Annotated in this window: 13 protein-coding genes; 3 read left to right on the forward strand and 10 right to left on the reverse strand. The window is 72.0% G+C overall.

Annotated elements, in window-relative coordinates; translation table 11 throughout:
- Positions 1–25 precede the first annotated feature (25 nt).
- The 3 genes from J2Z30_RS42125 to J2Z30_RS42135 form a co-directional block, all read right to left on the reverse strand.
- On the reverse strand, positions 26–595 hold the full coding sequence (locus J2Z30_RS42125; protein ID WP_044580213.1) for a TetR-like C-terminal domain-containing protein: 570 nt from the start codon (positions 593–595) through the stop codon (positions 26–28).
- A gap of 68 nt (positions 596–663) precedes the next feature.
- Positions 664–2055 carry an Asp-tRNA(Asn)/Glu-tRNA(Gln) amidotransferase GatCAB subunit A gene (locus J2Z30_RS42130; protein WP_044580214.1) on the reverse strand — a complete coding sequence of 464 codons (1392 nt, stop codon included), beginning with the start codon at positions 2053–2055 and terminating at the stop codon, positions 664–666.
- Positions 2042–2251 (reverse strand): hypothetical protein, encoded by a 210-nt coding sequence (locus J2Z30_RS42135; protein WP_044580215.1) that lies wholly within the window; start codon positions 2249–2251, stop codon positions 2042–2044. The genes J2Z30_RS42130 and J2Z30_RS42135 overlap by 14 nt, the downstream gene beginning before the upstream one ends.
- Positions 2252–2381: 130 nt before the next feature.
- Between J2Z30_RS42135 and J2Z30_RS42140 the strand changes: the two genes are divergently transcribed.
- Both J2Z30_RS42140 and J2Z30_RS42145 read left to right on the forward strand, forming a co-directional pair.
- Positions 2382–3302: an MBL fold metallo-hydrolase gene (locus tag J2Z30_RS42140; RefSeq protein ID WP_044582486.1), complete on the forward strand. Its 921-nt coding sequence runs from the start codon at positions 2382–2384 to the stop codon at positions 3300–3302.
- A gap of 132 nt (positions 3303–3434) precedes the next feature.
- Positions 3435–4616 carry an acyltransferase family protein gene (locus J2Z30_RS42145; RefSeq protein WP_308280249.1) on the forward strand — a complete coding sequence of 394 codons (1182 nt, stop codon included), beginning with the start codon at positions 3435–3437 and terminating at the stop codon, positions 4614–4616.
- Positions 4617–4639: 23 nt separating this feature from the next.
- Here J2Z30_RS42145 and J2Z30_RS42150 read toward each other — a convergent pair whose 3' ends face one another.
- The 3 genes from J2Z30_RS42150 to J2Z30_RS42160 form a co-directional block, all read right to left on the reverse strand.
- Entirely contained in the window at positions 4640–5740 is a 1101-nt protein-coding gene (locus J2Z30_RS42150; RefSeq protein ID WP_044580217.1) for a winged helix DNA-binding domain-containing protein, read from the reverse strand.
- Positions 5737–6777 (reverse strand): aldo/keto reductase, encoded by a 1041-nt coding sequence (locus J2Z30_RS42155; protein ID WP_044582487.1) that lies wholly within the window; start codon positions 6775–6777, stop codon positions 5737–5739. The genes J2Z30_RS42150 and J2Z30_RS42155 overlap by 4 nt, the downstream gene beginning before the upstream one ends.
- A gap of 97 nt (positions 6778–6874) precedes the next feature.
- Entirely contained in the window at positions 6875–7438 is a 564-nt protein-coding gene (locus J2Z30_RS42160; protein WP_044582488.1) for a DinB family protein, read from the reverse strand.
- Positions 7439–7554: 116 nt separating this feature from the next.
- On the opposite strand from J2Z30_RS42160, the gene J2Z30_RS42165 reads away from it, so the two are divergent.
- Positions 7555–8583 carry a helix-turn-helix transcriptional regulator gene (locus tag J2Z30_RS42165; RefSeq protein WP_209469061.1) on the forward strand — a complete coding sequence of 343 codons (1029 nt, stop codon included), beginning with the start codon at positions 7555–7557 and terminating at the stop codon, positions 8581–8583.
- A 24-nt stretch (positions 8584–8607) separates the two neighbouring features.
- On the opposite strand, the gene J2Z30_RS42170 is transcribed toward J2Z30_RS42165, so the two are convergent.
- From J2Z30_RS42170 to J2Z30_RS42185, 4 genes are all read right to left on the reverse strand, one after another.
- Positions 8608–9363, reverse strand: coding sequence for a FadR/GntR family transcriptional regulator (locus J2Z30_RS42170; protein WP_044580219.1), 756 nt, complete (start codon positions 9361–9363; stop codon positions 8608–8610).
- 83 nt (positions 9364–9446) lie between these two features.
- Complete coding sequence (gene denD, locus J2Z30_RS42175) at positions 9447–10463, reverse strand: D-erythronate dehydrogenase (RefSeq protein ID WP_044580220.1); 1017 nt, start codon at positions 10461–10463, stop codon at positions 9447–9449.
- On the reverse strand, positions 10460–11251 hold the full coding sequence (otnI, locus tag J2Z30_RS42180) for a 2-oxo-tetronate isomerase (RefSeq protein ID WP_044580221.1): 792 nt from the start codon (positions 11249–11251) through the stop codon (positions 10460–10462). Before otnI ends, denD begins: the two co-directional genes overlap by 4 nt.
- A 33-nt stretch (positions 11252–11284) precedes the next feature.
- On the reverse strand, positions 11285–12592 hold the full coding sequence (locus J2Z30_RS42185; protein WP_044580222.1) for an MFS transporter: 1308 nt from the start codon (positions 12590–12592) through the stop codon (positions 11285–11287).
- Positions 12593–12605: the final 13 nt, after the last annotated feature.

A 12605-nucleotide genomic window follows, 5' to 3' on the forward strand; every position in this document is an offset into this window, starting at 1 on the left:
CACCCCCGGCGCTCACCGGCCGGTCTCACTTCTCGGCGGCATCCCCTTCGAGGAGCCCCGCCACGAGTCCGCGGGCGTGCGCGGCGTCGAGCCCGGCGGGGCGGAAGAGGATGCGGTACATCAGAGGTGCCACGACATGGTCGACGACCGTCTCGACACCGGGGGTGTCCTCCCCGCGTCCGGCCGCGCGGGTCAGGATGACATCGACCTGGTCGGCGGCGTAGGCCGAGCACTGGCCGGCGTTGCTGCCGTCCGGGTCGCCCAGCAGGGCGTCGCGGATGTAGGCGCGTCCGGCCGGGGAGGCCATCTCGTCGAGGAACTGCTCGGCCCAGGCCGTCAGATCGGACGCCAGCCCGCCGTGGTCCTGCGGCGCGGTGTCGGGCCGCAGACGCTCGACCGCCACGTCCGACAGCAGTTGCGCGAGGTCTCCCCAGCGGCGGTAGATCGTGGAGGGGGTGACCTCCGCGCGCTGGGCGATCAGCGGCACGGTCAGACCGTCGCGGCCCAGCTCCGCCTCGAGTTCGCGCACGGCGGTGTGCACCGCTGCCTGGACCCGGGCGCTGCGCCCCCCGGGGCGCACCATCTGCCTGCTCATTCATCCACCTTAAAGCAAATTTCTAGCTTCTAGGGAACGATGTGTCCCGGGGTTGCTCAGCGGACGCGTCAGGCCGCGTCCGCCGGCTCGCGGGCGGGCCGCGTCCGCTCGTAGGCGTGACCGACCCGCAGGAGCACGCCTTCCCCGAGCGGCCGCCCGAGCAGTTGCATGCCGATCGGCAGGCCGGCCGTGTCGTGGCCGACCGGGAGGGACAGCGACGGCACTCCGGTGAGGTTGGCGGGGGCCGAGAGGCGCACATAGGCGTCGGAGACGGCTTCGACGGTGCCGTCCGGCCAGGTGATCGTCTCCTGGCCGGACGGCACCGCGGTCGCCGGGACCGCCGGGGCGGCGATCACATCGACGTCCTCCAGCATGCGCGCCCACTCCCGCCGCATCAGGGTCCGGGACCGCTGGGCGCGCAGATGGTCCCCGGCGGGCATCAGCTCGCCCGCCTCCAGCAGGATGCGCACATCCGCCTGGTACAGCTCGGGTGCCGCGCGCAGGGTGCGCTCGTGGTAGGCGGTGGCCTCCGGCACCATCAGGCCCCACTGAGTGGCCTGGATGTAGCGGGTCATCGGGATCTCGACCTCGACGAGGCGGGCGCCGAGGGCCTCGAGCCGGTCGACGGCCCGCCGGACCGCGGCCTCCACCTCCGCGTCGACGCGCTCGAAGTAGTAGTTGCGCGGCACGCCGACGCGCAGTCCCGTCAGGTCCCCGGCCGGGCCCGGCCGGTAGTCCCGCGGGGGGACGGCCAGGGAGGCGGGGTCGCGGGGGTCGTGCCCGGCGAGGACCGCCAGGACCAGGGCCTGGTCCTCGACGGTGCGGGTGAGGGGGCCGACGTGGTCCAGCGACCACGACAGGGAGGTGACGCCGTGGCGGGGGACGAGGCCGTACGTGGGCTTGAGGCCGACGACCCCGTTGAGCGCGGCGGGGACGCGGATGGATCCGCCGGTGTCGGTGCCCAGGGCGAAGGTCGCGGTGCCCGCGGCGACGGCCACGGCGGATCCGCCGCTGGAGCCTCCCGCGACCCGGCCGGTGTCCCAGGCGTTGCGGGTCTGCGGGGTGGTCAGCCCGTAGGCGAACTCATGGGTGTGGGTCTTGCCGACCAGGACGGCGCCGGACGCGCCCAGGCGGGCGGCGACCGTGCTGTCCGCCTGCGCGCGGTGGTCGGCGCGGACCCGGGAGCTCGCGGTGGTGGCCACACCCGCGACGTCGATCAGGTCCTTCAGGCCCATCGGGATGCCGTGCAGCGGGCCGCGGAGGCGGTCGGCCGCGGCGTCGTCCGCGGCCGCGCGCGCCGCCCGGCGCGCCCGCTCCGCCGTCACCGTGGCGTAGGCGTTCAGCCGGGGTTCCAACCGCTCGACGCGGTCCAGGACGGAGTCCACCAGCTCGACGGGGGACAGCCGCCCGGTCCGGATCGCGTCGGCGGCCTCGGTGAGGGACAGCTCATACGGCCGCATCGTGCCGCTCCTCTCCCGCGCGGTAGGCGGGGGCGGGCGGGGTGTCGCCGAAGTCCAGCTCGCGCAGGACGGCGACGACGGCGTGGATGTGGTTGGCGGTGGCCGCCGCGGCGGCGTGGCGCTCGGCCGGCAGCGGGAGCCCGGCGCGTGCGGCCCAGCGGGCCGCCTCCGGAGGGGTGAGTTCTGCGGCGGACAAGGTGTCTCCCTCAACGAGGTCTCATCGAGACAAAAGCTAACTGTTTGCGTTAGTCGACTGTAAGGCCTACGGTGCCTTAAGGCAAACAGATTGCGTTTAGAGAGAGCGGGTCATGCACGCATCCCAGGCCATGCACACACCCCAGGCCATGCCACCCCAGGCCATCGACATCCCCTTCTGGACCGTGGGCGACATCGCCGTCCACCGCATCGACGAGGTGCTCCTGCCGCCGCGGACCGGCCCGTGGCTGCTGCCCGACGCCACCGCGGACGTGGTCTCGCGACAGGACTGGCTGCGCCCCGACTTCGCCGACCAGGACGGCACCCTGCGCATCGCCAGCCACAGCTTCGCCTTCGAGGTGGGCGGGGCGCGGGTCCTGGTCGACACCGGCATCGGCAACGGCAAGACGCGGGCCAACCCGGCCTGGCACGGTCTGCGGACGGACTACCTGGAGCGCCTGGCCGCCGCCGGGTTCGCCCGGGAATCCATCGACCTGGTGATCCTCACCCATCTGCACACCGACCACGTCGGCTGGAACACCCACGAGGTGGACGGCGCGTGGGTGCCCACCTTTCCCCACGCGCGCTACCTCACCTCCCGCACCGAGCGGGAGTTCTGGGCGACCTACGACATGGACGAGCCGCGCACCCAGATGTTCCTCGACTCCGTGATCCCGGTCGAGGACGCGGGACGGCTCGACCTGGTCGACGTCCCGGACGAGGGCACCGAGGTCATCCACGGACTGCGGCTGATCCCCACGCCCGGCCACACCCCCGGCCATATCGCCCTCCAGCTCGACAGCCGCGACGAGCGGGCGCTGATCACGGGCGACTGCGTTCACCACCCCGTTCAGCTCGCCCACCCCGCCATCGGCTCGTGTGTCGACATCGCCCCCGAGCAGTCCGAGGCCACCCGCCACAAGCTCTTCGGAGCCCTCGCCGACACCGGCACCCTTCTGCTGGGCACCCACTTCCCGCCGCCCACCGCCGGTCATGTGATCACCCACCAGAACGCCTACCGGCTCTCGCCCGTGCTCCCCGGCGCGCGCTGACGCGCCCCTCCGCGGGTGGTGGTGTTCGCCCGGATGTTCCCGTAGGGGCGGTATTGGGGCCGGGGCGGTGCGACGGGCAGGCTCGTGGGTGCTGTGCCTGCTTCGTATGGGAAGGGGTCTCCCTTGGCCGGTGTGTTGCCGCGTGGCGATCGGCTGCCGTCGTTGACGGGGCTTCGCTTTCTGCTGGCCGGTGTGGTGCTGGCGGGCCATGTGCTGACGCTGGGCAGATTCTTCGAGGACCAGGGGGTCTATGAGGCCGCCGACGCCTCGTCCATGGCGAGCGCGGCGGCGGTCTCCTCGTTCTTCCTGCTGAGCGGTTTCGTACTGGCGTGGAACGCCTCTCCGGGCGACACCGCCGTCCGGTTCTGGCGCCGCCGGCTGGTGAAGATCTTCCCCAACCATGTGGTGACCTGGTCGCTGATGCTGGGCCTGCTCATGGCGACGGGCACCGCCGCGCTGCTTCCGGTGCCGGACCCGGGGCTGGGGGAGGCGGTCCGGAATCTGCTGCTGGTGCACGCCTGGGTGCCGGACATGGCCGATTTCAGCAGCGTCAATCCGGTGACCTGGTCCATCTCCTGCGAGGCGTTCTTCTACCTCCTCTTCCCCCTGCTGATCCGGCCGGTGCGCGCGCTGCCGGAACGGCTGCTCCGGCCGGTGATCGCCCTGGTGGCGGCGCTGGTGGTGACGATGCCGCTGGTGGCGATGGCCGTCACCGACGAGGCGGCTCCCGGGAGTTGGTCGCCGCTCTCGACGGAGCGCTGGTGGCTGATCTACTTCTTCCCACCGGTGCGGCTGCTGGAGTTCGTCCTCGGACTGGTGCTCGCGCGGGCGGTCCAGCTCGACCGCTGGCCGACGCTGCGTCCGCGGTGGCCGCTGCTCGCCCTGGCGGGAGTGTTCGCGGCGCGGACGGAGCTGCCGGAGGAGTACCTGTGGGGAGCCGCGACCTGTCTGCCGATGGCCGCCCTCATCCCGGCCATCGCCACCCGCGATATCGAAGGGCGGGAGAGCCGGCTTGGGCGCCGCGGCCTGGTGGTGCTGGGCGAGGCGTCGTTCGCGCTGTACATGGTCCACTTCCCGCTGCTGTACGAGATCCGGGTGCTGCTGGACCGGCGGACGTTCGACACGGTGACCGCCGCGCTGTTGTCCGTGGTGGTGTCGGCGTTCTGTGTGGCGGTGTCGCTGATGCTGTGGCGCGGTGTCGAGGTGCCGATGATGCGCCACTTCGCCCGCCCCCGCGGCCGTTCCGTACCGGCTGCCGGGCCCGCGCCCGGCGACCAGACCGCACCGCTGCGCCAGCAGGACCCCGCGCCATGACTCAGGCGGCCGGTTCGCATCGCTCAGCCTGACGACGTGGCGACGCGTACGCGGTGGCTTTCGCCGTCGGAGAGGAACGACGCCAGTTCCCGGCCCTCCTCTCCGACGGCGGTACGGTCGGCCGAGGAGAGACGGCCCAGCGGGGTGACGACCACGGTGGCGGCGTCGACCCTCCAGGTCGCGGCGACACGGCCGTCCACCAACACCACGCGCTCCCCGGCGACCGACAGGCCGCGGTGGGCGTCGTCGATGATCCGGCCGCGGTCGTGGTAACCGAGGATCGCGTTGTCGAACGCGGGCAGGAACCGCACCGGCGCGGGGGTGTCGGGGTCGGGCCGTGGCGCGTCGGGGAGGTCGAACAGCTCCCGGCCGCGTTCATCGCGGAAGGTGACCAGTTCCTCCCGTATCGCCGCCACCGCGGCCGGGAGCCCGGCGAGGCCGCACCAGGCGCGCAGATCGGCCGAGGCCGCGGGGCCGAAGGCGGCCAGATAGCGCCGTACCAGCGCCTGCCCGACCGGGTCGGAGCCGTCGGGGGCGGGCGGGTCCACGGGTTGGCCCAGCCAGGAGGAGAGCAGGACGTTACGCACCCCTCCCCGGGAACGCCACAGCCCGCGCGGCGGCGTCTGCGCCACCGGGACGAGGGCGGCGATCAGCATCTCGCCCAGTGCCCGCGGTGCCGGGGCGGGCCAGCGGTCGGCCAGCGTCCGCACCAGCTCGGCCATCGAGCGGGGCTCGCCGTCGGCCATCACCGCCCAGCCCGCGGCGGCGAGTTCGTCGAGGTCCATCCCCTCCAGCTCGCGGCGGTAGGTCCCGAGCACCCGCTGACGCAGCATGGCGTCGTGGCGGGCTCGCCAGGCCACGACGTCATCGGCGGTGAGGAGATGGACGGTGCGGCGCATGAGGTGGGTCCGCACCACGCTTCGCCCGGTCAGCAGGTCGGAGAGGGCGCCCGGGTCGAACGCGCGCAGCCGTGACCAGAGCCCGGTGAACGGCTCCTGCGGTTCCTGCGCCTGCAGGCCACACAGATGCGCGACGGCGTCGCGGACCGGTAGGCCGGCGCGATCGAGCAGCAACTGCCGGGCGAGCGCCGCACGGCCCAGCGCCCGGTTGCCGAGAACGGTCATCGTGCCACCGCGGCGCGCTCGTCGGCCGATCGCCGCCGTAGCGCCGGGCGTTCGACGGACGGCGGGGTGTAGGACACATCGAGCGGGCCGATGTCGGTTCCGGCCGCCACGATCCGGTCGATCCGGTCGAGGACCTCGTCATCGAGGGTGACCGCGGCCCCGGCCAGGAGATCCGCCAACTGCTCCATGGTGCGTGGCCCGATGATGGCCGAGGTGACGCCGGGATGGGTGATGGCGAAGGCCATCGCCAGATGGGTCAGCGCCAGACCGGCCTCCTCGGCCAGCGGGATGAGCCGCTCCACGGCGTCGAGTTTGCGCTCGTCGGTCAGATGCCGGGGCACCCACCTCATCCGCGCGTTCCGCACCGTGGGCCCGCCCTTGCGGTAGCGGCCGGTGAGCAGGCCCATCGCCAGCGGACTCCACACCAGCACGCCCATGCCGTAGCGCTGGCAGACCGGCAGGACCTCCCGCTCGATGGCGCGGTTGAGGATGGAGTACGGGGGCTGCTCGGTGCGGAAGCGGTGCAGTCCGCGCCGGTCGGCGACCCACTGCGCCTCGACGATCTCCGAGGCCGGGAGGTTGGAGGACCCGATGGCGCGCACCTTGCCGCTGCGCACCAGATCGGTCAGGGCGGAGAGCGTCTCCTCGATATCGGTGTGCGGGTCGGGATGGTGTACCTGATAGAGGTCGATGTGGTCGGTCCCCAGACGCCGCAGCGACCGCTCGACCTCGGCGATGATCCAGCGCCGGGAGCTGCCGCCACGGTTGGGGCCCTCACCCATCGTGCCGTTGACCTTGGTGGCCAGCACGATGTCGTCACGCCGCCCCTTCAGCGCCTTGCCCACGATGTCCTCGGACTCCCCGTGGGGTCCGTACACATCGGCGGTGTCGATGAAGTTGATCCCCGAGTCCAGCGCCCGGTGGATGATCCGGACACAGTCGTCGTGATCGGGGTTGCCCGCCTGGCCGAACATCATCGTGCCCAGGCAGTAGGGGCTGACCCGGATACCGGTCCGCCCCAGCTCACGCGTCTTCACAGTCGCGCCGTTCCCTTCGGTTCCTTGGCTCTTGGGGTCCGGAGCCGCGCCGGTGACGGCCGTCACCGGCGCGGCTCAGAGGAGATCCGGTCGGCGGTCAGCCGGACTTCTGCCCGTCGAGCGACTCGCGGATGATGTCCGCGTGCCCGGCGTGCTGGGCGGTCTCGGCGATGACGTGCATCAGCACCCGGCGCACGCTGTGCTCCGCCCCCGGCTCGTTCCAGGGCGCCTCCGGCAGCGGATGCGTCGCCGACAGGTCGGGGACGGCGGTGATGATCTCCTCGCTCCGGGCGGCGACCTCCTCATAGCGCTCGAGGATCCCGGCCAGCGTCTCACCGGGCAGCATCTGGAAGTTGTTCTGGTTGTCGATCGCCCACTGCGGGATCTCACGTGCGGTACCGGCCGCGAGGTCGGCCCAGGTGACACCGTCGGGCAGGTCGAAACGCAGCGCCGAAGGGCCTTCGAGTACGAAGCGCAGCCATCCTTCCTCGATGGCCGCGACGTGCTTGATCAGCCCGCCCAGGCACAGCGCGCTGGCCGTCGGACGCTCGCCGGCCTGCTCGTCGCCGAGCCCGCGCACCGTGTTGGTGAGGGCGGATCGCGCGGTGGCGAGCTCGGCGAGCAGATCGGCCCGCTCGCTGTGGAGTTCGGAGGAGGGCATGGTGGTGGCGGTCACGGTGATCGGGTCCTTCTGGTCGTACTGGTTGTTCTGACGGAGACAACAGTCGCAGCGGAAGCGGACAGGTTGTGGCCGCTACCCGGAGCAGAATGGGAGTCATGCCGAAGACCTCAGCGCGACTGCTCTCACTGCTCTCGCTGCTCCAGGCGCGCCGGGACTGGCCGGGGCAGCTGCTGGCCGAGCGGCTGGACGTCAGCCCGCGCACCGTGCGCCGCGATGTCGACCGTCTGCGCGAGCTCGGCTACCCCATCGTGGCCGCCAAGGGCCCCGACGGGGGCTATCGGCTCGGCGCCGGTACGGAACTGCCGCCGCTGCTGTTCGACGACGACCAGGCCGTGGCCCTCACCGTGGCGCTCCAGACCGCCACCGCCACCGGGGCGGGGATCGAGGAAGCGGCGGCCCGTGCGCTGAGCACCGTCCGGCAGGTGATGCCCGCACGGCTGCGCCATCGCGTCGACGCCCTCCAGGTCACCGCCGCCGACGGAGCGGGTACCCGGCCGAACCCGCAGGTCGGCCCGCAGGTGCTCATGACCCTCGGCGCGGCCGTCCGCGCCCGCGAGGTACTGCGCTTCGACTACGCTCCCGTGTCCGCACCGGGTGCCTCCGCCGCCGACCCCGCCGCCACTCCGCCGCGCCGGGCGGAGCCACACCACCTCGTCACCCGGGGCGGGCGCTGGTATCTCCTCGCCTGGGACCTCGACCGCGACGACTGGCGCACCTTCCGCGTCGACCGGATCACCCCGCGCACCCCAACGGGCCCCCGCTTCACCCCGCGCGATGTGCCCGGAGGGGATGTGGCAGCCTTCGTCGCGAGCAGGTTCCAGGGCTCCGACGGCTCGGGCGGCTGGCCGTGCCGAGGCGAGGTCATCCTCGCCCTGTCCGCCTCCGTCGTGTCCACCTACACCCGGGACGGAGTCGTCGAGGAACTCGGCCCGGACCGCTGCCGACTCGTCCTGGGCGCGTGGTCATGGCCCGGACTGGCCGCCACCATCGGCAGGTTCGACGCCGACATCGAGGTCATCGGGCCGCCCGAGCTGAGAGAAGCCTTCGCACACCTGGCCCGCCGCTACGCCGACGCGGCGGCGGGCGGTTCCGCCGAGCCCACCACGCCACCCCGGAGCCGCTGAGCGCCGCGCGCCGCACATCGTGCCTCAGGGCGCGGCGTCGAGATCCACCTCGAGGTTCTCGGTCTCGGTCCAGAACCCGTCGTCCGCGTCCTGCAGCCGGGACGCCGCGTGCCTCAGATGGAGCAGCGCCGCGTCGCGGGCGGCCTCGGCGTCGCGGGCCTCGATGGCGGCCAGGATGGCGTGGTGCTCGTGCCGGACCGCCTCGAGGAAGTCGCCGCGGCGCGCCTCGTTCGCACGGGTGACGCGGATTCCGCCGCGCAGCACCTCGCCGAGGTAGCGCAGCGTGGAGAGCATCACCGGGTTCCCGGTCGATTCGGCGACGGAGCGGTGGAAGGCGAGATCCTCGTCCACGCCGTCGCCACCGGCCGCCACCGCCGTGTCGATGGCCTCCAGGGCCCGACGCATCCGGGCGAGATCGGCCGGGGCGGCCCGGGTGGCCGCGAGGTACGCCGCCTCGCCCTCGATGGGGCGGCGCACCTCCACGATCTGCCGCACCTTGGACTTGGTGTCCTCGGCGGTCTCCGCCTCCAGATCCAGTGGCCGGGTGCGGCGCGGCATCACGAACACGCCGAGCCCCTGACGGGGTTCGACCAGGCCCGCGTTGCGCAGCCGGGACACGGCCTCGCGTACGACGGTCCGGCTGACGCCCAGCTGCTTGACCAGCTCCACTTCGGTCGGGAGCTTGTCGCCCTCGGCCAGCCGTCCGGACTCGATCTCTTCCGAGAGTATCGCCGCGACCCGATCCGCGAGCCGCACGGGACCGCTCACCTTGGAGAACATGGTCTTCAGTTTATCGGCACCGTCTTGGTCGCCCCGGCCGCTACGGTGTGTCCGGCGCACCACTCGAGATCCGTCGGACACTCCTATGAGCGCGCACCGTCCACGACCGCGTCGGCGTGGTCTTCGGCGTAGGCGCGCACCACCGAGGCGAAATCCGGGTCGGGGGCCAGCCCGAGCGCGGCGGCGCGTGCGTTGTCGAACACGGCGGGCCAGGAGCCGACGATGGCCTCGACGTCGGGGTCGGGCGCGATCGTCACCAGGTCGGCGACGGCGTCACCGGCCACCTGCCGCAACGTGCTCAGCATGTCGGCGACCGAGACCGTGAGCGCCGGAAGGTTGACCGGCACCCCGCCGTCGATCCGGCCCGGCCCGGCGCCGCGCTCGGCCTCCGCGACGCGGAGGATCCCCTCGACGGTGCGCCGTGGCGAGGCCAGGGCCACCTTCAGCCCGGGGTGGACCGGGCAGGTGGCCGGGAGGCCCGCGAGCGGCTCGCGGATGATGCCGGACAGAAAGCCGGAGGCGGCCGCGTTCGGCTTGCCCGGCCGTACCGACACGGTCATCAGACGGGCGACGCGCCCGTCCAGGAAACCGCGGCGGGTGTAGTCCGCGATCAACTGCTCGCAGACGAGCTTCTGGATCCCGTAGCTCGACCGGGGTGTGGGCAGGGCGGACTCGCTGACGACCGGCGGCAGCGGCAGCGCGGGATCGGAACCGTAGACGGCGACGCTGCTGGAGAACACCACCCGCGGCACCGGACCGCCCGCGGCCGACTGGGCCCGCGCGGCCTCCAGCACCGCGCGTGTGGTGTCCACATTGGCGCTCATACCAAGGTCGAAGTCGGCCTCGCACTCGGCCGAGACCGCGGAGGCGAGATGGATCAGCACATCCACCGGCTCCGCGAACACCTCGTCAAGACGGTCGGCCAGATCGCCCCGGACGATGTCCACGAGGGGGTCGTCCGTCGCCGAACCGGGGGGCACCACGCGGTCGGCGAGCACCAGCCGGTCGATCGGCGCACCGCGGAACGTCCGTGACGCGAGCAGTGCGGCGGCGACCCGCCGGCCCAGGAAGCCGAAGCCACCCGTGATGACGATCCTCATGCGTTGTCTCCTCGGTAGTCGTGGCGCCAGCCGAGCCCCTCGCTCGTACCGGCGCGGGGGATGTACTCACAGCCGATCCACCCGTCGAAGCCCAGGTCGTCGATGACGCCGAACAGATGGCGGATGTTCAGCTCGCCCCGGTCGGGCTCATGACGATCGGGCACGCCCGCGATCTGCAGATGGCCGACCCGGCCGGTCGGCAGGTCACGGCGCAGGGTCGTGGTGAGGTCGCCCTCGACGATCTGGCAGTGGTAGAGGTCGAGCTGCACCTTGAGGTTCGGGGCCCCCACCTCCCCTACCACGGTGTGCGCTTCGGACTGCCGGTGCAGGAAGTAGCCGGGCATGTCACGGCCGTTGATCGGCTCGATCAGGATGTCGACGCCCGCCGCGGCGGCCCGCTCCGCGGCCCAGGCGAGGTTGGCCAGATAGGTGTCGCGGTGCTTGGCCGGATCGCCCGGTCCCACCAGCCCGGCCATCACATGCACTCGCGGGCAGCCGAGCTCCGCCGCGTACTCCAGGGCCCGGCCGATCCCGGAGCGCACCTCCGCCTCGCGTCCGGGCAGCGCCGCGATCCCGCGCTCCCCGGACTCCCAGGCGCCGGGGGGCGCGTTGAAGAGCACCTGCCTCAGGCCGTGGTCGTCGAGCTTGCGGCGCAGCTCGGTGGCGTCGTACGCGTAGGGGAAGAGGTACTCGACGGCCTCGAAGCCGTCCGCCGACGCCGCGGCGAAGCGGTCGAGGAAGTCGTGTTCGGTGTACATCATGGACAGGTTCGCGGCGAACCTCGGCATGCTGGCTCCTGCGTTCGGGCCGGGACGTCCCGGTCAGCGGTTGACGACCTGCTTCTTGGTGGTGAGCACCGCGGCGGCGCCCACGACCAGGGTGAAGGCCAGGACGTACATCGGGATCGACGCCGAGCCGGTGGTGTCCTTGAGCGCGCCGATCATGTAGGGGCTGACGAAACCGGCGAGGTTGCCCACCGAGTTGATGATGGCGAGGCCCGCCGCGGCCGCGGTGCCGCCCAGGAACGCGGTGGGGAGCGACCAGAACAGCGGAGCGCAGGTCAGCACCCCGGCGGCGGCGACGGACAGCGCGATCAGGGACAGCGCGGTCGACCCGTTCCACACGGCGGACAGCGAGAACCCGACGGCGCCCATGAGGCTCGGGATGACCAGGTGCCAGCGTCGCTCGCGGCGCTTGTCCGCCGAGCGGCCGAACAGGTTCATCGCGACGAGCGCGGCCACGAACGGCACGGCGCTGAGCACGCCGATCGCCACGTTGCCCTCGATGCCGGTGGACTCGACGAACGTGGGCATCCAGAAGGTCAGGGCGTACTGGCCCATCACGAAGCAGAAGTAGATGAGGCACATCAGCCACACCCTGGGCTCACTGAAGGCGTCCCGGACCCGGCCGTGCACCGTCCGGTGCGCGCTGTCGTCGGCGACCGCCCGTTCGACGACGGCCTTCTCCTCATCGGTCAGCCACTTCGCGTCCTGCACGCCGTCGTCCAGGTAGAAGAGCGTGACGACACCGACGAGGAGTGCGGGGACCGCCTCCAGCAGGAACATCCACTGCCAGCCCTGCCACCCGTTCACACCCTGGAAACTGTCCATGATCCAGCCGGAGAGCGGGTTGCCGAAGATGCCCGCCACCGGGATGGCCGACATGAACATCGCGATCACCCGGGCCCGGCGGTGCGAGGGGAACCAGTAGGTGCAGTAGAGGATCACCCCGGGGTAGAACCCCGCCTCGGCGGCACCGAGCAGAAACCTCAGTACATAGAAGGTCGCCTCGTTGGTGACGAACATGAACGCCGCCGAGACCAGGCCCCAGCTGATCATGATGCGGGCGATCCAGGCGCGGGCCCCGACGCGTTGCAGCATCAGGTTCGAGGGCACCTCCAGGATGAAGTACCCGATGAAGAACAGGCCCGCACCCAGGCCGTACGCCGCCTCGCTGAACCCGAGGTCATCGGACATCTGGAGCTTCGCGAAGCCGACGTTGACCCGGTCCAGGTAGGAGGCCACGTAGCACAGGACGAGGAAGGGGACGATGCGGCGTACGACCTTGCGGTAGACGGTGTTCTCGCGGGCAAGCGCGGGCGTCTCGGCCGCCACTGCGGGTATGGGCATGACGGAATCCTTT

Origin of the sequence: Streptomyces iranensis (assembly GCF_017874715.1) — a bacterium.
Taxonomy (GTDB): domain Bacteria; phylum Actinomycetota; class Actinomycetes; order Streptomycetales; family Streptomycetaceae; genus Streptomyces; species Streptomyces iranensis.